This is a genomic window from Streptomyces sp. NPDC002130 (assembly GCF_040296465.1).
GTDB lineage: Bacteria > Actinomycetota > Actinomycetes > Streptomycetales > Streptomycetaceae > Streptomyces.
In genome coordinates this window covers 18,757-36,925 of the sequence record NZ_JBEOXI010000034.1, presented here as the reverse complement: position 1 = coordinate 36,925, position 18,169 = coordinate 18,757, and the positions used below count along the sequence as shown (strand labels likewise).

Genomic DNA, 18,169 nt, shown 5'->3' with positions numbered 1-18,169 from the left:
CTTGGCAAGAGGGTGTGTCTCACAGACGTCGGTGGTTCCACTCGGCAGGTGGGGGAACCTATCGTCAAGGTCATGTTCGCTGTCTACGCCGCCCGAATCGACCGCGACCAGCCGCTGTCCGGCCTGGAGTTGGGGGAGCGTCCGGCTCCCGAGGCCCGTCCCGGCTGGAGTACCGTCACGGTCAAGGCCGCCTCCCTCAACCACCATGACCTCTGGTCCCTGCGTGGCGTGGGCCTCGCAGAGGACAAGCTGCCGATGATCCTCGGCTGTGACGCCGCCGGGGTCGACGAGGACGGCAACGAGGTCGTCCTGCACTCCGTGATCGGACAGAGCGGGCACGGGGTCGGACCCAAGGAACCCCGTTCCATCCTCACCGAGCGTTATCAGGGCACCTTCGCCGAGCAGGTCTCCGTGCCGACCTGGAACCTCCTGCCGAAGCCCAAGGAGCTCTCCTTCGCGGAAGCCGCCTGCCTGCCCACGGCGTGGCTGACCGCCTACCGGATGCTGTTCACCAATGCGGGGGTACGGCCCGGGGACTCCGTGCTGGTGCAGGGCGCCGGTGGTGGTGTCGCCACGGCGGCGATCGTGCTGGGGAAGGCCGCGGGGCTCCGGGTCTTCGCCACCAGCCGGGACGAGGCCAAGCGGAAGCGGGCCCTGGAGCTGGGGGCCGTGGAGGCCCTTGAGTCCGGGGCGCGGTTGCCTCAGCGCGTCGACGCGGTGATCGAGACCGTCGGGGCTGCCACGTGGTCCCACTCGGTGAAGTCGCTGAAGCCCGGCGGCACGCTGGTCATCTCCGGCGCCACCAGCGGCGACCGGCCCTCGCACGCCGAGCTGACACGGATCTTCTTCCTCGAACTCAAGGTCGTCGGGTCCACGATGGGGACCAAGGACGAGCTGGAGGACCTGCTGTCGTTCTGTGCCGCCACCGGGGTGCGGCCCGTCATCGACGAGGTCATGCCGATGGACCGGGCGCGTGAGGGCTTCGAGCGGCTGGCCTCGGGTGAGCAGTTCGGGAAGGTCGTGCTGACGAATCCCTGAGTTCCCTCCGAGGTGCGTTGACGGTCGGTCCCGGGAGGGCCGGCCGTCTTCTTGTGTCAACTGTGGTTGACGTGGATGGGTTGTCAACGTAGGTTGACTGCATGACCGAAGCAACGGATCTGGCCGAGCGTGCGGGTGACCGCGATCCACGGGTCGGCCTGCGGGCCGTCGCCGCGCTGCGTCGGCTGCTGGAGCAGCTGGAAGCCGTGCAGGTGCGCAATGCGCGCAACCAGGGCTGGTCGTGGCAGGAGATCGCCACCGAACTCGGTGTGAGCAGGCAGGCCGTGCACAAGAAGTACGGGAGGCATTGATGTTCGAGCGGTTCACCGAAGACGCCCGTGATGTGGTGAAGGGCGCTTACGCGTATGTGGAGGGGGGCGGCGGGGGCGGGCGGTGTGTGGAGCCTGAGCATCTGCTGCTGGCTCTGCTGGACAGGGAGGGGAGTCGGGGGTCCTTCGCGCTCGCCGCTCTCGGGCTCGGTGAGGGGCGGGAGTCCGTGCGCGAGGCGCTGCGTGAGGCGCGGCGGCGGGCCGGGCTGACGCAGGCCGAGACCGATGCGCTCGCGGGGCTGGGGATCGACGTGGCGGAGGTCGTCGCCCGGGTGGAGGAGGCGCACGGGGTCGGCGCCTTGGCCGGTGACCGGACGGACAAGCGATGGTGGTCGGGGCGCACCTCCTTCGGGCGGGGGGCCAAGGACGTGCTGGAGCGCTCCTTGCGGGCCGCTCTCGCCCAGCGGGACCGGCACATCGGAGACGAGCACATCCTGCTGGCCCTGACCATCCGTCCCGGAGTGCCGGCCGAGGTCCTCGCCGACCACGGGGTCACGTACGCGTCCCTGGTGCGGGTGCTGTACGGGAGTGGCGGCGAGGCCAAGGCCGGCTGACGGGCTGCGCCCCGGGCGCCTACTTCTGCTGCGTGCGCAGGAGGGCTCCTATGTGGGCCGCCGCCGTCGAAAGATGGCGGCGGGCGTCCCGCAGTTGGTCGGGGGTGACGCCGTGGTCGCGGGCCGCGTCACGGATGTCGTCCCGGAAGCGGTCGAGCAGGCGGTCCAGGTCGCGGGCCGGGTCGCCGGTGGAGTCCGCGGTGTCCTCGTGGGCCCAGGCCGGTTCATAGGCGGCCGGGAAGTCCTCCGGGGGCTGGGCGTGAGTCGGCTCCGCGGCGGGCTTGCCGGTGCCGGGCCAGTCGAAGCCCAGGTCCTTGCCGAAGTCCTTGCCGTAGTCCTTGCCGAACTCGCCCACTTCCTTGACCAGTTCGCTCAGACCCTCACGCAGACCCGTCGGCCAGTCGCCGCGGGCGAAGTGGTCCTGCACCTGTTCCTGGACGCGGCGGGTGATGCGCTGCACCTGCTCCTGGGCCTGGACCCGGGCCTGCTCCTGGGCCTCCTTCGCCTGGCGGCGGGCGCGCTGGGCGTCCTCGCGGGCGCGGCGGCTTTCGTCCTTGGCGCGCCGGGCCTGCTCCTTCCACTCCTGCCGGGCGCGGCGCATCTCCTCCTTGGCGATGCGCCAGGCCTCCTTGTCGCCGTACTGCGAGAAGTCGCCGTAGGGGGTGCCCGTCGTGCCGTCGGTCGTGGTGCCGTTGCCCCGGCGGGCCTCCGTCGCCGCCGCGCGCATCTCGCGGCGCAGGTCTCCGGCGGCTCCACGCACGTCGGCCTGGATCTCCGCGGCCAGTTCCGCGACCGACTCCCGGATCTCCAGCTCCAGGTCGGCCAGCTCGCCGCTGCGGTCGGCCAGTTCTGCGCGGCCCGCGTCCGTGATCGAGTAGACCTTGCGGCCGCCCTCGGTGGTGTGGGTGACCAGGCCCTCGGCCTCCAGCTTGGCCAGGCGCGGGTAGACCGTGCCCGCCGACGGCGCGTACAGCCCCTGGAAGCGCTCCTCGAGGAGGCGGATCACCTCGTAGCCGTGGCGGGGCGCCTCGTCCAGCAGCTTCAGCAGGTAGAGGCGGAGGCGGCCGTGGGCGAAGACGGGGGGCATGTCAAAGCACCTTCTTGTCGGTTGTGCCGTCGGCCGGGAGGGTGGTGGGGTCATCGCCCGGGCCGGAGACGGAATTGTCTCCCGAGCCGTCCCGGGGGCCGCTCGCCGGGGCTGCCGCCGCGCCGCTGCCGCCGGGCCGGGCATCCCATGGTTCGTCGTGATCGTCCTCTCCGGCCGGGCGGCGGAGCAGGGCGATCGAGCCGGAGACGGTGGTGGCGCGCAGTTTGCCGGTGCCCGCGCCGAGCCGGCCCGTGATCTTGTGGGCTCCCCACTGGCCGTGCACCCGCAGGCCCTCGAAGGCGTTGGAGAGGGAGCCGCTCGCCGTGTTCGCCTCGACCTCCGCGTCCGCCGGGTACGGCAGCCGGATGGCGATCTCGCCCGAGACGCTGGTCAGCCGGACGTCCGTCGGGCCGTTCGGGTCGAGGTCGACGATCATCGAGCCACTGACCGAGTCCGCCCGCACGGAGGGGCCGGAGCCCTCGATCACGGTGAGGTCGCCGGAGACCGAGTTGAACCGCAGGTCGCCGGTCACGTCCTGGGCCTCCAGACCGCCGGAGACCGTGTCGGCGCGCACCGGGCCGGACAGGCCCACCAGTGTCGTGTCGCCGGTGACGCCCTTCACGACCGTCGGGCCGTGGATTCCGGAGATCACGGCGGCCGCGCCCACCACGCCGACCTCCACGCGGGTGCCGACCGGGACGGCCAGGGAGACCACCGCGCTGCGGCGCCAGCCCTTGCGGTCCAGCCACTTCAGGAAGCCCTTCCAGGGCAGGTCCTCGTAGGCCACCGTGAGGACGCCGTCCTGCTGGGTGACCACCAAGGGCGGACCCTCGATCTCGGAGATCTCCAGGCGAGCGGAACCTTCGTCCGTGCCCACCACGTTCACCGTTCCGTTGACGAGACGCACCCGCAGGTCGCTCACGGGCTCGTCGAAGGTGAGCTTCCTCGGTTCTGTGACGGACCACTCGGACATGGTGGAGACCTCCCCGACTCGACGCGCCATATCGCGTCCTCTCCCATTCACGATATATCGCGGTCGTGGAAAGTCAAGACACCCGTTTCGGGGAGGGCTGGACGGTCAGAACTGCTCAAAATGTGATGATCCGGCCTAGCGTGTGACCATGTCGACGGAAGCTGCCCACACCGGACCCGCGCCTGGGGCGCTCCTGCTATGCCGGGCGGCACCGGCGTCCGTCGCTCCTGTCGCCCATCTGCTGCGCGAACCGATGCGGCTCGTGCGCGCGGGCGACGCATGGAGCGTCCTCGTCCCCGGCGGCGGGCCCTGGCGGGACGGCACCGAGCCCGTCGACCGCGTGGTCACCGGCTGGGCCACGGCCCTCGCCGTCGGCGCGCCCTGGCCCGTCCTCGCCCTGTGGTGGGACACCGACCACGCGGGATTCACGCTCGCGTCCGGCTTCCGCCGCCCGGTCGGCTTCGTGTGGCTCGCGAGCGGCGTGGCGGTGGGGGAGGTCGAGGCCCTGCACACCTTCGCCGCACGGATGGGTCTCGACCCCGTCCTGGACGTCCAGGCCCTCGACGAGCTGGCCGAACCGGCTCCCGAGGCCGACGCCGGCACCCGTCTGCGCGGGCTGCTCGCGGTCCTCGCGCGCGGGGGCGTCGTACTGCCCGCCGAACTCGCCCCCGGCGAACCCGCCGGGCACCTGCTGGAGGCCGCCGCCCGCATGCCGGACAGTCTGCCCGTCGAATGGCCGGGTTGGCGTGACGCGGTCGCGGAACGCGACACCGTCGACCACAGCCGCCTCGGCCCCTGGATGCCCTGGACCGGCGGCCCCAGGGCGCGCGCACTGGCTCTGGTGCAGGTGGCGGCGGGCGCGCCGCTGCTGTCCTGGGGCCTGCGCAGGCGCAGCGGCGGCTGGGGCTGGGTCACGGCCGGCGCCCTGCTTATCGCACACGGCGCGCTGGGTCTGGCCTACGCCTTCACGCACCCACGCGACTGAGGTCCCGGGAGTGGCCGGCGCCCCGCTTCTCGTGCATGGCGCGCTGGGCCTGAGCTACGCCTTCACGCCCTACGCGTCGTCCTCGCAGCGGCCGGAACCCGTCTCTACGCGTTGTCCCCGCAGCGGCCGGAACCGGTCCTACTCGTCGTCCTCGTCGTCCAGCCGCGCCAGCCATGTGGCCAGCCGTTCCACCGGCACCTCGAAGTCGGGATTGAGATCGACGAACGTCCGCAGCTGCTCGGCGAGCCACTCGAAGGTGACTTCCTCCTCGCCGCGCCGCTTCTCCAGTTCCTCGATGCCACGGTCCGTGAAGTACATGCCTCAAGGATAGGTGCGCGAAAACGGCCGGGCCGCACCCCCCGAGCAGGGGATGCGGCCCGGCCACGCACGAACTGCGCGAGGGCGATTACGCCTCGAACACCTCACGCACCAGCTGCTCCTGCTCGGCCTGGTGACGCTTCGCGGAACCCACCGCCGGGGACGAGCCGTGCGGGCGCGAGATGCGCCGCAGCCGCTCGCCGTGCGGGACGTCCGCGCCGACCGCCAGGTCCAGGTGGTCGATCAGGTTGAGCGCGATGAACGGCCAGGCACCCTGGTTCGCCGGCTCCTCCTGGGCCCACAGGTACTTCTCGGCGTTCGGGTACTTCTTGATCTCCGCCTGGAGCTCGGCACCCGGCAGCGGGTACAGGCGCTCGATGCGGATGATCGCCGTGTCCGTGACGCCGCGCTTCTGACGCTCGGCCTCCAGGTCGTAGTAGACCTTGCCGGCGCAGAAGACGACCTTCCTGACCGCGGCCGGGTCCACCGACGCGTCGCCGATGACCGGCTGGAACTGGCCCGTCGTGAACTCCTCCGCCTTCGCCGCCGCGGCCTTCAGGCGCAGCATCGACTTCGGCGTGAAGACCACCAGCGGCTTGTGGTGCGGGTTGTGCACCTGCCACCGCAGGAGGTGGAAGTAGTTCGACGGCGACGTCGGCATGGCGACCGTCATGTTGTTCTGCGCGCACATCTGCAGGAAGCGCTCCGGGCGGGCCGAGGAGTGGTCCGGGCCCTGGCCCTCGTAGCCGTGCGGCAGGAGCAGGACGACGCCGGACGTCTGGGCCCACTTCTGCTCGGCCGACGAGATGAACTCGTCCACGACCGTCTGGGCGCCGTTGACGAAGTCGCCGAACTGCGCCTCCCACATCACGAGCGCCTCGGGGCGGGCCAGCGAGTAGCCGTACTCGAAGCCCATCGCCGCGTACTCGGAGAGGAGGGAGTTGTAGACGTTCAGCCGCGCCTGGTCCTCGGAGAGGTACTGCAGCGGCGTGTACTCGTCGCCCGTGCTGCGGTCGATGATGACCGCGTGGCGCTGGCCGAACGTACCGCGCTGCGAGTCCTGGCCCGCCAGGCGGACCGGGACGCCCTCCAGCAGGAGGGAACCGATTGCGAGGGTCTCGCCCATGCCCCAGTCGATCGTGCCGTCCTCGACCATCGACGCCCGGCGCTGCAGCTGCGGCAGCAGACGCGGGTGCACGGTGATGTTGTCGGGGATGTTGACCTGGGACTCGGCGATCCGCTTGACGACCTCCGTGGTCACCGCGGTGTTCACGGCGACCGGGAACTCGGCCTGCGGGTCCGTGGACTCGACCGTCCCCGGCTGGGACGTGGCCTCACGGACCTCCGTGAAGACCTTCTCCAGCTGGCCCTGGTAGTCCTGCAGCGCCTGCTCGGCCTCTTCCAGGGTGATGTCGCCGCGACCGATGAGGGACTCGGTGTAGAGCTTGCGCACCGAGCGCTTCTTGTCGATCAGGTCGTACATCAGCGGCTGGGTGAAGGCCGGGTTGTCCGACTCGTTGTGACCGCGGCGGCGGTAGCAGATGAGGTCGATCACCACGTCCTTGTTGAACGCCTGGCGGAACTCGAAGGCGAGCCGCGCGACGCGGACCACGGCCTCCGGGTCGTCGCCGTTCACGTGGAAGATCGGGGCCTCGATCATGCGGGCCACGTCCGTCGCGTACATGGAGGAACGCGAGGACTCGGGGGCCGCGGTGAAGCCGACCTGGTTGTTGATGACGATGTGGACCGTGCCGCCGGTGCGGTAGCCGCGCAGCTGCGACATGTTCAGGGTCTCGGCCACCACGCCCTGGCCCGCGAAGGCCGCGTCGCCGTGGATCGCCACCGGCAGGACGGTGAAGTCCGTGCCGCCCTTGTTGATGATGTCCTGCTTGGCGCGCGAGACGCCCTCCAGGACCGGGTCCACCGCCTCCAGGTGCGAGGGGTTCGCGACCAGGGAGACCGCGATCTGCTCGCCGTCGAGACCGGTGAAGGTGCCCTCGGCGCCCAGGTGGTACTTCACGTCACCGGAGCCGTGCATCGACTTCGGGTCGAGGTTGCCCTCGAACTCGCGGAAGATCTGCGCGTACGACTTGCCGACGATGTTGGCGAGGACGTTCAGCCGGCCGCGGTGGGCCATGCCGATGACGACCTCGTCCAGACGGGACTCGGCGGCCGAGTCCAGCACGGCGTCCAGCAGCGGGATGACGGACTCGCCGCCCTCCAGGGAGAAGCGCTTCTGGCCGACGTACTTCGTCTGCAGGAACGTCTCGAACGCCTCGGCCGCGTTCAGCCGGCGCAGGATGCGCAGCTGCTCCTCGCGCTCCGGCTTGGAGTGCGGACGCTCCACGCGGTCCTGGATCCACTTGCGCTGCTTCGGGTCCTGGATGTGCATGAACTCGATGCCGGTGGTGCGGCAGTACGAGTCGCGCAGGACGCCGAGGATGTCGCGCAGCTTCATCATCGACTTGCCGGCGAAGCCGCCGACGGCGAACTCGCGCTCCAGGTCCCAGAGCGTGAGGCCGTGCTCGTTGACGTCCAGGTCGGGGTGCTTGCGCTGCTGGTACTCCAGCGGGTCGGTGTCGGCCATGACGTGGCCGCGGACCCGGTAGGAGTGGATCAGCTCGAAGACGCGGGCGGCCTTGGTGACGTCGTCGTCGTGGCTGGCGTCGATGTCCTTGAGCCAGCGGACCGGCTCGTAGGGGATGCGCAGCGCCTCGAAGATGTCGTCGTAGAAGCCGTTCTCACCGAGCAGCAGGTTCGCGACGATCCGCAGGAACTCGCCGGAGGCGGCGCCCTGGATGACCCGGTGGTCGTAGGTCGACGTGAGCGTCATGACCTTCGAGATGCCGAGCTTGTTCAGGGTGTCCTGGGAGGTGCCCTGGAACTCCGCGGGGTAGTCCATGGAGCCGACGCCCATGATCACGGACTGGCCGGGCATCAGGCGCGGCACGGAGTGGACGGTGCCGAGGCCGCCGGGGTTGGTCAGGGAGACCGTCACGCCGGTGAAGTCGTCCATGCCCAGCTTGCCGTCGCGGGCGCGGCGGACGATGTCCTCGTAGGCCTGCCAGAACTCGAAGAAGTTCAGCGTCTCGGCCTTCTTGATGCCCGCGACCACGAGCTGGCGGTCGCCGTTGGGCTTGACCAGGTCGATGGCGAGGCCGAAGTTGACGTGCTCCGGCTTGACCAGGGTCGGCTTGCCGTCCTTCTCCGCGAAGGAGTAGTTCATCGACGGCATGGCCTTGATGGCCTGCACCATCGCGTAGCCGATCAGGTGCGTGAAGGAGATCTTCCCGCCCCGGGCGCGCTTCAGGTGGTTGTTGATGACGATGCGGTTGTCGAACAGCAGCTTCACCGGGACCGCGCGCACGGACGTGGCCGTGGGCACCTCCAGCGAGGCGTTCATGTTCTTGGCGACCGCGGCGGCGGGGCCGCGCAGCACGACCTGCTCGGGGCCCGAGGGGGCCTCGGCGGCAGGCGCGGCCTTCTTCGGGGCCGCGGCCGGCTTGGCGGCGGGCTTCGCGGCGGGGGCGGCCTGCGCCGGAGCGGGGGCCTGGGCCTGCGCGGCGGGCTTCGCCTGGGCCGGAGCCGGAGCCGGAGCCGGAGCCGGAGCGGGCGCCGACGCGGCGGCGGGCTTCTCGGCGGCCGGGGCAGGGGCCTGTGCGGGAGCGGTGGTGGTCCCCGCGGCCCCCGCGGCCGCGGTACCCGCCGGAGCCGAGGCGGCAGCCGCCCCCGGCTTGTAGTCGGCGAAGAAGTCCCACCAGGCTCGGTCTACCGAATTCGGGTCCTGGAGGTACTGCTGATAGATCTCGTCGACGAGCCACTCGTTGGCACCGAACGACGCGGCAGGGTTCTTCCCCGCTTGGTCGGTGTCGGTCGAGATGCTCGAGTTACTGGGGGACTGTGGCGACACGGCGGCAACCGCCCTCTTCCGCTTCACAAGATGATGGACAGCGGGAATCAAGGCTACGCCCCCTGGAGGGGGAAGGTCAGGCCGGGCCCGTTCAACGTCGTGCACATCACATCTGGAACCGTGTTTCGGGGCTTGAAATGGCGGGAAACAAGCGTGGTTCCGCTTAATGAGGCAAGAGCGGGGCGGGGCCCAGGGCGCCGATGGCGCGGGCCCGTGCCTGATCACACGTGTCCGTCAGCGCGGACATCCGTGGATCTTGTGGCTCCGCTTCGAACTTTACGTCAACTTGGCACAGATGACAGTCCCGGAAGAGTGACAAGAATCCGGCAACCCCGCTCGGATTCGGCCACTCCGATCCGGCCCCCGTGCAGGTCCACGGCCCAGCGGGCGATGGCCAGGCCCAGACCCGTACCGCCGTCGCTGCCCGGACCCTGCGGGCGCTTGGCGCTGCCGCGGTTGAACCGCTCGAAGACGCGGTGCCACTCGGACTTGGGAATGCCGGGGCCCTCGTCCAGGACCTCCAGCTCCAGCGACTCCGGCAGTGCGCCGCGCCGCGCCTTGACCGTCACCCGGCCGTGCGGCGGGCTGTGCTTGACCGCGTTGTCGATGAGATTGGCGACGACCTGGTGGATGCGCTCCGGGTCGGCGTGCGCGGTCAACTCCGGTGGATGGACGTCGAGGTGGAGATGGACGTCCGTACGGGTGTGACTGCCCGAGCCGGTGGCGATGCCCGCGCGCACGGAGGCGACCATGTTGGCCTCCTTCAGCACGCCCGACAGGTACGGCCACACCTCGAACCGCCGCTGTTTCAGCGGTACGACGCCGTTGTCCAGGCGGGACAGGTCCAGCAGCGTCTCCACCAGCCGCCCGAGGCGCTCCGTCTGCTTCAGGGCCGTGCGCATGGTCTCCGGGTCGGCCTGCGTGACGCCGTCGACGATGTTCTCCAGCACCGCGCGCAGACCGGCGATGGGCGTGCGCAGCTCGTGCGAGACATTCGCCACGAGTTCCTTGCGCTGGCTGTCCTGGGCCTCCAGCTCGTCGGCCATGGCATTGATCGTCACGGCCAGGTCGCCCAGCTCGTCACGGCGGTTCTCCCGCGTGCGGCGGGTGTAGTCGCCCTGGGAGATGGAGCGGGCCACCGCGGTCATCTCGTCCAGCGGTGCGGTGAGTGAATGGGCCACGAACTGCGTAATGAGAAGCGTGGCGATCATCGAGAAGACCGTGATGAAGCGCAGCTCCGTCTTGGTGTGCACCGCGATCACCGACAGGCCCGTGGTGATCAGCACCGAGATGACGACCAGCGCGCCCAGCTTGGTCTTGATCGAGAACGGGCTCACCCCGCCCCAGGGGTTGTCCCCGGGGTTTCTCCGTGCGGCCGGCCCGCCGCTCATGGCGTCGGGGTCTCCAGGGCGTAACCCACGCCGTGCACCGTGCGGATCCGCTCGGCGCCGATCTTCCGGCGCAGGGCCTTGATGTGGCTGTCGACCGTGCGGGTGCCGGAGGCGTCCGCCCAGTCCCAGACCTCGGCAAGCAGCTGCTCACGGGAGAGCACCGCGCGCGGGGTGTTGGCCAGGCACACCAGCAGATCGAACTCGGTGGGCGTGAGGTGGACGTCCTCGCTGCGCACCCGGACCCGGCGCTGTGCGTGGTCGATCTCCAGCTCGCCGAGGCGCAGGATGCCGGAGCGGGGGGTGGCCGCCGCGATGGCGGCCCGCTCCACGCGGCGCAGCAGGACGTGCACGCGCGCCGCCAGCTCCCGCATGGAGAACGGCTTGGTCATGTAGTCGTCGGCGCCGACGCCCAGGCCGACCAGCATGTCGGTCTCGTCGTCGCGCGCGGTGAGCATCATCACCGGCACCGGGCGGGCGGCCTGCACGCGTCGGCAGACCTCCAAGCCGTCGAAGCCGGGCAGCATGATGTCGAGAATCAGCAGGTCGGGCTGCCACGCCTCGGCCGTGTCGACCGCGGCCGGGCCGTCGCCCGCCGTTTGCACGAGGAATCCCTCGGCTCGCAGGCGGGTCGCGATGGCGTCCACGATCGTCGCGTCGTCCTCGACCACCAGGACCCGGCGCTGTGCGCCCGGAGTAGCCGTCGCCGAACCGTTGTGGGAGGTCTGTGTCTGCTCCATCGCCCGCCCCTGGGGTGTGCTTTCCGGAATCAGTGGGGTGATTCCTTCTGACTGGCTATGCCTGCGCATGGTTGCGATTGACGCTTGAATGATCGGCGTCAGGGGAGCAGCGTACGGGGAGTCAGTACGCCTTTGCTATCCAGGGCTGATGGCGAGGTGTACGACGTCCGGAACGCCCCGGGCAACCGGGATCTCTTCGGTACGCACCTGTTGGAACCCGGCATTCCGCAAGGTTTCTTCGAATTCCGGCGAGGGCTGGGCGGACCATACGGCCAGAACCCCGCCGGGTCTCAACACCCTTGCACAGCTTGCCAGTCCGGCATCCCGGTAGAGATTTCCGTTGCCCTCGGTGACCGTCCAGCCGGGTCCGTTGTCGATGTCGAGGCACAGGGCGTCGTACGTGTCGGATGTCTCATTGACGTGTGCGACGAGATCGGCCTCGACGATCTGCGTGCGGGGGTCCGCCAGGGCCCGGGCGGACAGCGCGGAGAGCGGGCCGTCGCGGTGCCATTCGACGATCGCGTGCTCGCGTTCCACCACCGTGATCCGTCCCCAGCGCGGCTCCGCCGCTGCGTGCGCGAGGGAGAAGCCGACGCCGAGTCCGCCGATCAGGACGTCGGGGTGGTCCCGGCCGGCCAGGGCGTCCAGTGCCGCGTCGACCAGCCGCCGCTCCGAGCGGCCGTCGGAGGTGTCCATCAGGAAACAGCCGTTGGCGATGATCTCCAGCCGGTCGCCGTGCCGCCGCAGCACCACCTCACCGTGGGGGCCCTCGCGACGGTCCAGGACATCGGGAATGTCGTACGAGGCAGGCATACGGGCATCCTGACAGGGGTGGAGGGGGAGGCGCCTCGCATTTCGCCGGGCCTCCGGGGGATGCGGGGGACGCGGGGCGGGGCTTTCGGGTTGCTGTGAATCGGCTCTCGCGTGGCGAGGGTCACAGACAGCGGAGTGTCCGGAGCGAAGGCTGGGACGTGACGGAAGGAGTGCCCGTGGTGGAACGCGCCGCGCCGCCCCCCGAGACGGCCGCACCGACGCCGACGGGAGCGCCCGAGGCCCACGTGCCGGGGCTGCTGGACGGGGTGCCGCGGCAGCGGGGACCGGGCGAGCGGGGGGTCGCGGGAGTACGGCAGCCCGGTCCCACGGCGGGGCCCCGGCGGCGACTGCGCCCCTGGCGGCTGCTGCCCACCCCCACCGGCACGCCGTTCACCTTCGGATACGCGCTCCTCCTCTGCCTCACCTCGCTGATCTCCGCGCACGCGGATCCGGCTCTCGTGCACGCCCTCCTCCAGGGCTCCAGCACGGATGTGACGCACCTGGTGCGCACGCCGGAGCTGGTGCTGGTCGGCAGCGCGCTGTGGGTCGCGGGCGGGGTGACCTCGCCCTTCGCCATCGCCTTCGTGCTGGTGCTGACCGCGCTGGAACGGCGGATCGGGGGCGTGCGCACAGCCGGCGTCTTCCTGCTCGGGCATGTCCTCGCCACCTTCGCGACCGAGGTCCCGGTGGGCCTCGCGGTCCTGGCCGGGCACCTCCCCGACAGTTCCCTGCACCGCCTCGACTACGGCGTCAGCTTCGGCGTCGCCGCCGGTATCGGCGCCCTGGCCGGTCTCTTGCCGCTGTGGCAGCGTCTGCCGCTGCTGGCCGGGTTCGGCTGGATGCTGCTCCAGGACCTGCTCGCCTTCGCCGATCCCATGACGAACTGGGGACACCTCATCGCCCTGGGCATCGGGATCGCGACCTGGCCGATGGTCCGGCGGTGGTACGCGACCCGCCTCGGAGTGGCCGGGGCCTGACCGGGCCGCCCTTCAGGTCCTGGGGGCCTGACCGCGCGGCCCTTCAGGTCCGGGCGGAGGCCGGCGGGTCGTGCCTGGCGCTGGTCAGCGGGGCCACCATCTCCCAGCCCAACGCCTCGTAGAGCCCTCGGCCCGCGGGGGTGCCGGCCAGGACTCCGGTCCGCGCCCCCTGCCGGACGGCGGCGTTCTGCAACGTCCGCACGACGAGGCTGCCCAGACCCTTGCGGCGGTGCTCGGGGGCCGTCTCGATCCGGTCGACGACGGCGGTCTCGCCCGTCGGGGTGACCTGTCCGCGGGCCGCCAGGGATCCGTCCGGCGCGGCCACCATCAGATGGGTCACTCCACCGCGCGACCATTCGCGCAGCCGGAAGCCCTCGGGGACGGCCGGAGCGCCGTCTGCCTTCAGGGGGACCGTCATCAGGCAGCCGGGCTCGGGGTCGATCCACCAGTTGCCGTCCAGCCAGCCGGAGACCACCGAGGGATCCCGGAAGGCCTTCAGCCACACACCCTGGCCGGTCACCCCGTCGGCCACCTTGCGGACGGTCGTCTCGTCGAGGTCCTCGCCCGTCGCGCCGAACACGTGCCGTGTGACGTGCCCGTACAGGCCCATGTCGATCGTCCAGCCCCACGGCTCGGTCGTGGGCGGGGCGGCCCCGCGCGACACGACCCACCCGTCCACCCATGCCTGCACGGTGCCGTCCACGCCATCCCCCTGTAATGAGTGAGATACCTGATCGTCTATTACCTCACCTGAGCTTACGCGCCCTCCGGGTCCCGGTGTCATCGGTGATCGCTGACAGCGAACAGCCCATGGGGAACATCCGGGCGCGCCCAAGCATTGAGTCGGCATAACTCAACTTGACTGCCGAAGGGGAGATCATGGCTTCGACGTCCACACCGCTCACCCTGCCCGTGCTGCCGCTCGACGGCGAGGTCGTGCTGCCCGGCATGGTGGTCCCGCTGGACCTGAGCGATTCCGAGGTCCGTGCCGCGGTGGAGGCCGCTCAGGCCGCTGCCCGCACAACACCCGGAAAGCCCCGGGTACTCCTGGTGCCACGCATCGACGGGACCTACGCGAACACCGGTGTCCTCGGCACCGTCGAGCAGGTCGGCCGGCTGGCCGACGGTGACCCGGGCGCCCTGATCCGCGGCCGGAGCCGGGTGCGCATCGGCGCGGGGACCACCGGTCCCGGTGCCGCCCTCTGGGTCGAGGGGGCCCGCGTCGACGAGACCGTGCCGGAGCCGCTGCCCGGCCATCTCGCCGAACTGGTCAAGGAGTACAAGGCCCTCGCCACCGCCTGGCTGCGCAAGCGCGGTGCCTGGCAGGTCGTCGACCGGGTCCAGGCCATCGACGACGTCTCGGCGCTCGCCGACAACTCCGGATACTCGCCGTTCCTGACCACCGACCAGAAGGTCGAACTGCTGGAGACCGCCGACCCGGTGGCCCGGCTGAAGCTCGCCACCCGGCAGTTGCGCGACCACCTCGCCGAGCAGGACGTGGCCGAGTCGATCGCCAAGGACGTCCAGGAGGGTGTCGACAAGCAGCAGCGCGAGTTCCTGCTGCGCCGTCAGCTGGACGCCGTGCGCAAGGAGCTGCGCGAGCTGGGCGGCGAGCAGGAGGGCGAGGAGTCCGACGACTACCGCACCCGCGTGGAGGCCGCCGATCTGCCCGAGAAGGTGCGCGAGGCCGCGCTCAAGGAGGTCGACAAGCTGGAGCGGTCCTCCGACCAGTCGCCCGAGGGCTCCTGGATCCGCACCTGGCTCGACACGGTCCTGGAGATGCCGTGGAACGAGCGCACCGAGGACGCCTACGACATCCAGGGCGCCCAGGCCGTCCTCGACGCCGAGCACGCCGGCCTGGAGGACGTGAAGGAGCGGATCACCGAGTACCTGGCGGTGCGCAAGCGGCGTACCGACCGGGGACTGGGCGTGGTCGGCGGGCGGCGCGGCGGTGCCGTGCTCGCGCTCGTCGGGCCGCCCGGCGTCGGCAAGACCAGCCTGGGCGAGTCCGTCGCCCACGCCATGGGCCGCAAGTTCGTCCGCGTCGCACTCGGCGGCGTCCGCGACGAGGCCGAGATCCGCGGCCACCGGCGCACCTACGTCGGTGCCCTGCCGGGCCGGATCGTCCGGGCCGTCAAGGAGGCCGGCTCGATGAACCCGGTCGTGCTCCTCGACGAGATCGACAAGGTGGGCTCGGACTTCCGGGGCGACCCGGCCGCCGCCCTCCTCGAGGTGCTCGACCCGGCGCAGAACCACACCTTCCGGGACCACTACCTGGAGGTCGAACTGGACCTGTCCGACGTCGTCTTCCTCGCGACCGCCAACGTCCTGGAGGCGATCCCGGAGGCCCTGGCCGACCGGATGGAGATCGTCCGCCTGGACGGCTACACCGAGGACGAGAAGGTCGTCATCGCCCGCGACCACCTGCTCCCGCGCCAGCTGGAGCGGGCCGGGCTCGGCGCGGACGAGGTGACCATCGACGAGGGCGCGCTGCGCAAGCTCGCCGGGGAGTACACCCGCGAGGCGGGCGTTCGCACCCTGGAGCGGTCCGTCGCACGACTGCTGCGCAAGGTCGCCGCCCAGCACGAACTGGGTCAGCGGAAGCTGCCGTTCACCGTCCGGGACGAGGACCTGCGCGACCTGATCGGCCGGCCGCACCACGTGCCCGAGTCCGCTCAGGACCCGGCCGAGCGGCGGACGTCCGTCCCCGGCGTGGCGACCGGGCTCGCGGTGACCGGAGCGGGCGGTGACGTCCTGTACGTCGAGGCGTCCCTGGCCGACCCGGAGACGGGCGCGGCCGGACTGACCCTGACCGGTCAGCTGGGCGACGTGATGAAGGAGTCCGCGCAGATCGCGCTGAGCTTCCTGCGCTCCCACGGCGCCGAGCTGGAACTGCCGGTGGGCGATCTGAAGGACCGGGGCGTGCACATCCACTTCCCGGCGGGCGCGGTCCCCAAGGACGGCCCGAGCGCCGGCATCACGATGACGACGGCCCTCGCGTCCCTGCTGTCCGGCCGGCTGGTCCGCACGGACGTGGCGATGACCGGCGAGGTCTCGCTGACCGGGCGGGTCCTGCCGATCGGCGGTGTGAAGCAGAAGCTGCTCGCGGCGCACCGGGCCGGTGTCACCACGGTGATCATCCCCAAGCGCAACGAGCCCGACCTGGACGACGTCCCGGCGGAGGTGCTGGACAAGCTCGACGTCCACGCCGTCACCGACGTACGCCAGGTCCTGGAGCTGGCGCTCTCGCCCGCCACCGCGGGCGTGACGCCGGAGGTTCCGGTGGCCGCGTGACGGAGGTCATCGGTTGAGAGAAGGCCCGGGTCCCCTTGCGGGAGGCCCGGGCCTTCACCGTGTGGTGGCCCTGTGGACACGGACGCCCTGACCTGCGGAATACTTGCCGAACTGCGGTGATGGCGGCAGGTGGCGGAAAATTCAGGTACCGGCGTTCTCACGACCGGCGACGACCGAGGCAGGGGCTGACGTGCACGAGGGCGGCAACCACGACGGACACCGCGACGCCGGTGTGGCCGCGAGCGGTGTGGATCAGCCCGCCTTCCTGGCGCTGGAGCGCGAGCTGACCGTGCTGCTGCGGCGCGCCCGGGCCAGCCAGGGCGAGATGGCCCGCGAGGTCCACCCCGACCTGGAGTCGTCCGCCTACGGCCTGCTCGTGCGGCTGGACGAGTACGGGAAGCAGCGGGCCACCGAGCTGGCCGCCTACATCGGGGTCGGCAAGGCGACGATGTCCCGCCAGCTGCGCGCCCTGGAGGAACTCGGGCTGGTCGCGCGCGAGCCCGACCCCGCCGACGGACGTGCCTGGCTCGTCGCCCTCACTCAGGAGGGCCACGACCGCGTCCGCCGGGTCCGGGAGGCCCGCCGCGCCCGCTACGCCGGACGCCTGGCCGACTGGGACTCCCGTGAGGTCACGGAACTTGCCCGGCTGCTGCACCAGCTCAACCGGGGCATGGAGAAGTAAGCCGGGGCAGCCGCTCAGAACTCGACGTAGACGGCCGTCGCGTCGTCGTGCCGCTTGCTCCGGCCCAGGAACGCCGTGGCGGCGTCCGACCGCTCCAGCGTCCGGACGCGGTCCACCAGCGCCTGGGGCCCCTCCTTGCGGATCAGGCGGAAGCAGTCCGTCCAGTCGCCCTCCTCGAACCGCTCGACCCAGCGCGTCGCGCCGTCCGTGAGCGCGGCCAGGGCACGGACCTCGCCACGGGGCACGGTTCCGGTCACCGCCCGGGCCGCCACCGAGGGGTCGGCGGCCGCCGTGAAGAAGCCGCCCTCCAGGTTGCGGAACGTGGAGTCCACCAGCGCGTCCGTGGCGAGCGCCGAGCGGGGGAGCAGGGCCAGCCGGTCGTCGAGGAGGGGTGTCACCACGCCGTCCGGCGACTCCAGGAGCAGGGCCGAGTCGGACAGGACCAGATACTCGACCCTGTCCGGATTCCAGCGGGCGACGATCACCGTGGCCTGAGGAGTTCGAGGGTGAGAAAGGTCACAGGTTGCGGCGTGTGCCTCGGAGGTACGCGCGATGGCGCGGGACAAGGCGTCGACCAGGGGGGCATCCGGGAGTGAAACGGTCAGTTCGGTCAGTGCCCCACCGAGGCGTGCGGTGAACCAGGGAACGGAATGCAGACAGCCCGTCCCGGTCCTCGGTGGCGTGACCCCGTCCAGGACGACGACCGAACCGCCCTGTCCCGAGGCCGGTAGCCCGACACCGGCGAAGTCCTCGTTGGGGCGGTCGGCGTCTCCCGGCTCCGAGGCGAGTTCAGTGCGCATCCAGCCAGTCTGCACGAGCCCTTCACAACGCCCGCAGGAGACCGGCAATGGTTGCCGGACCGGCGCAGTCACGCAGGTCAGACGCCAGGTTTGGGATGGAATGATTTGTTCCGGGAAGGCGTGGTGGCGAATACTGCCACCGGCCGTCGCCGTCGTCCAACCGGCGTGCCGCGCAAGGTCGCTGCATGGGCCTGCGGAACTTGCCCCTCAACTCCCGTCCGGGGTTCACTCCTTCGGGTGGCGGGTCAGGTGATGCGCGTGCGCTGCCCACCGGCGCTGGG

Annotated in this window: 16 protein-coding genes; 7 read left to right on the top strand and 9 right to left on the bottom strand. The window is 71.0% G+C overall.

The window, feature by feature from the left end; all coding sequences use genetic code 11:
- Positions 1-72: 72 nt before the first annotated feature.
- The 3 genes from ABT116_RS09315 to ABT116_RS09305 all read left to right on the top strand — a co-directional run bounded on the left by ABT116_RS09315 (position 73) and on the right by ABT116_RS09305 (position 1,921).
- On the top strand, positions 73-1,038 hold the full coding sequence (locus tag ABT116_RS09315) for a zinc-binding dehydrogenase (protein ID WP_351630060.1): 966 nt from the start codon (positions 73-75) through the stop codon (positions 1,036-1,038).
- Positions 1,039-1,139: 101 nt separating this feature from the next.
- Positions 1,140-1,349 carry an HTH domain-containing protein gene (locus ABT116_RS09310; protein ID WP_003992902.1) on the top strand — a complete coding sequence of 70 codons (210 nt, stop codon included), beginning with the start codon at positions 1,140-1,142 and terminating at the stop codon, positions 1,347-1,349.
- Entirely contained in the window at positions 1,349-1,921 is a 573-nt protein-coding gene (locus tag ABT116_RS09305; RefSeq protein WP_351630058.1) for a Clp protease N-terminal domain-containing protein, read from the top strand. The genes ABT116_RS09310 and ABT116_RS09305 overlap by 1 nt, the downstream gene beginning before the upstream one ends.
- A gap of 19 nt (positions 1,922-1,940) precedes the next feature.
- Here the strand turns inward: ABT116_RS09305 and ABT116_RS09300 are convergent, their stop codons facing one another.
- Together ABT116_RS09300 and ABT116_RS09295 are read right to left on the bottom strand one after the other, a co-directional pair.
- Positions 1,941-3,008, bottom strand: coding sequence for a PadR family transcriptional regulator (locus tag ABT116_RS09300; RefSeq protein ID WP_351630054.1), 1,068 nt, complete (start codon positions 3,006-3,008; stop codon positions 1,941-1,943).
- A 1-nt stretch (position 3,009) separates the two neighbouring features.
- Positions 3,010-3,981 (bottom strand): DUF4097 family beta strand repeat-containing protein, encoded by a 972-nt coding sequence (locus ABT116_RS09295; protein WP_351630082.1) that lies wholly within the window; start codon positions 3,979-3,981, stop codon positions 3,010-3,012.
- Positions 3,982-4,129: 148 nt separating this feature from the next.
- On the opposite strand from ABT116_RS09295, the gene ABT116_RS09290 reads away from it, so the two are divergent.
- Positions 4,130-4,966: a hypothetical protein gene (locus ABT116_RS09290; protein WP_351630053.1), complete on the top strand. Its 837-nt coding sequence runs from the start codon at positions 4,130-4,132 to the stop codon at positions 4,964-4,966.
- A gap of 138 nt (positions 4,967-5,104) precedes the next feature.
- On the opposite strand, the gene ABT116_RS09285 is transcribed toward ABT116_RS09290, so the two are convergent.
- The 5 genes from ABT116_RS09285 to ABT116_RS09265 all read right to left on the bottom strand — a co-directional run bounded on the left by ABT116_RS09285 (position 5,105) and on the right by ABT116_RS09265 (position 12,135).
- Positions 5,105-5,284 carry a DUF6104 family protein gene (locus ABT116_RS09285; RefSeq protein WP_003992906.1) on the bottom strand — a complete coding sequence of 60 codons (180 nt, stop codon included), beginning with the start codon at positions 5,282-5,284 and terminating at the stop codon, positions 5,105-5,107.
- A gap of 88 nt (positions 5,285-5,372) precedes the next feature.
- Entirely contained in the window at positions 5,373-9,194 is a 3,822-nt protein-coding gene (locus ABT116_RS09280; RefSeq protein WP_351630052.1) for a multifunctional oxoglutarate decarboxylase/oxoglutarate dehydrogenase thiamine pyrophosphate-binding subunit/dihydrolipoyllysine-residue succinyltransferase subunit, read from the bottom strand.
- Positions 9,195-9,475: 281 nt separating this feature from the next.
- The gene (locus tag ABT116_RS09275) at positions 9,476-10,585 is read right to left on the bottom strand and encodes a HAMP domain-containing sensor histidine kinase (protein WP_351630050.1); all 1,110 of its coding nucleotides are present in this window, start codon (positions 10,583-10,585) and stop codon (positions 9,476-9,478) included.
- Positions 10,582-11,322, bottom strand: coding sequence for a response regulator transcription factor (locus tag ABT116_RS09270; RefSeq protein ID WP_030851757.1), 741 nt, complete (start codon positions 11,320-11,322; stop codon positions 10,582-10,584). Before ABT116_RS09270 ends, ABT116_RS09275 begins: the two co-directional genes overlap by 4 nt.
- A 135-nt stretch (positions 11,323-11,457) precedes the next feature.
- Positions 11,458-12,135: a spermine/spermidine synthase domain-containing protein gene (locus ABT116_RS09265; RefSeq protein WP_351630047.1), complete on the bottom strand. Its 678-nt coding sequence runs from the start codon at positions 12,133-12,135 to the stop codon at positions 11,458-11,460.
- Between the two features lie 179 nt (positions 12,136-12,314).
- Between ABT116_RS09265 and ABT116_RS09260 the strand changes: the two genes are divergently transcribed.
- On the top strand, positions 12,315-13,112 hold the full coding sequence (locus tag ABT116_RS09260) for a rhomboid-like protein (protein ID WP_351630080.1): 798 nt from the start codon (positions 12,315-12,317) through the stop codon (positions 13,110-13,112).
- Between the two features lie 43 nt (positions 13,113-13,155).
- Here ABT116_RS09260 and ABT116_RS09255 read toward each other — a convergent pair whose 3' ends face one another.
- The gene (locus ABT116_RS09255) at positions 13,156-13,815 is read right to left on the bottom strand and encodes a GNAT family N-acetyltransferase (RefSeq protein WP_351630045.1); all 660 of its coding nucleotides are present in this window, start codon (positions 13,813-13,815) and stop codon (positions 13,156-13,158) included.
- 176 nt (positions 13,816-13,991) lie between these two features.
- On the opposite strand from ABT116_RS09255, the gene lon reads away from it, so the two are divergent.
- A complete protein-coding gene (gene lon, locus ABT116_RS09250) occupies positions 13,992-16,406 on the top strand; it encodes an endopeptidase La (RefSeq protein ID WP_351630042.1) in 2,415 nt (804 codons plus the stop codon).
- Positions 16,407-16,596: 190 nt separating this feature from the next.
- Entirely contained in the window at positions 16,597-17,088 is a 492-nt protein-coding gene (locus tag ABT116_RS09245; RefSeq protein WP_351630037.1) for a MarR family winged helix-turn-helix transcriptional regulator, read from the top strand.
- Positions 17,089-17,102: 14 nt separating this feature from the next.
- On the opposite strand, the gene ABT116_RS09240 is transcribed toward ABT116_RS09245, so the two are convergent.
- Positions 17,103-17,888, bottom strand: coding sequence for a protein phosphatase 2C domain-containing protein (locus ABT116_RS09240; RefSeq protein ID WP_351630034.1), 786 nt, complete (start codon positions 17,886-17,888; stop codon positions 17,103-17,105).
- Between the last annotated feature and the right edge of the window lie 281 nt (positions 17,889-18,169).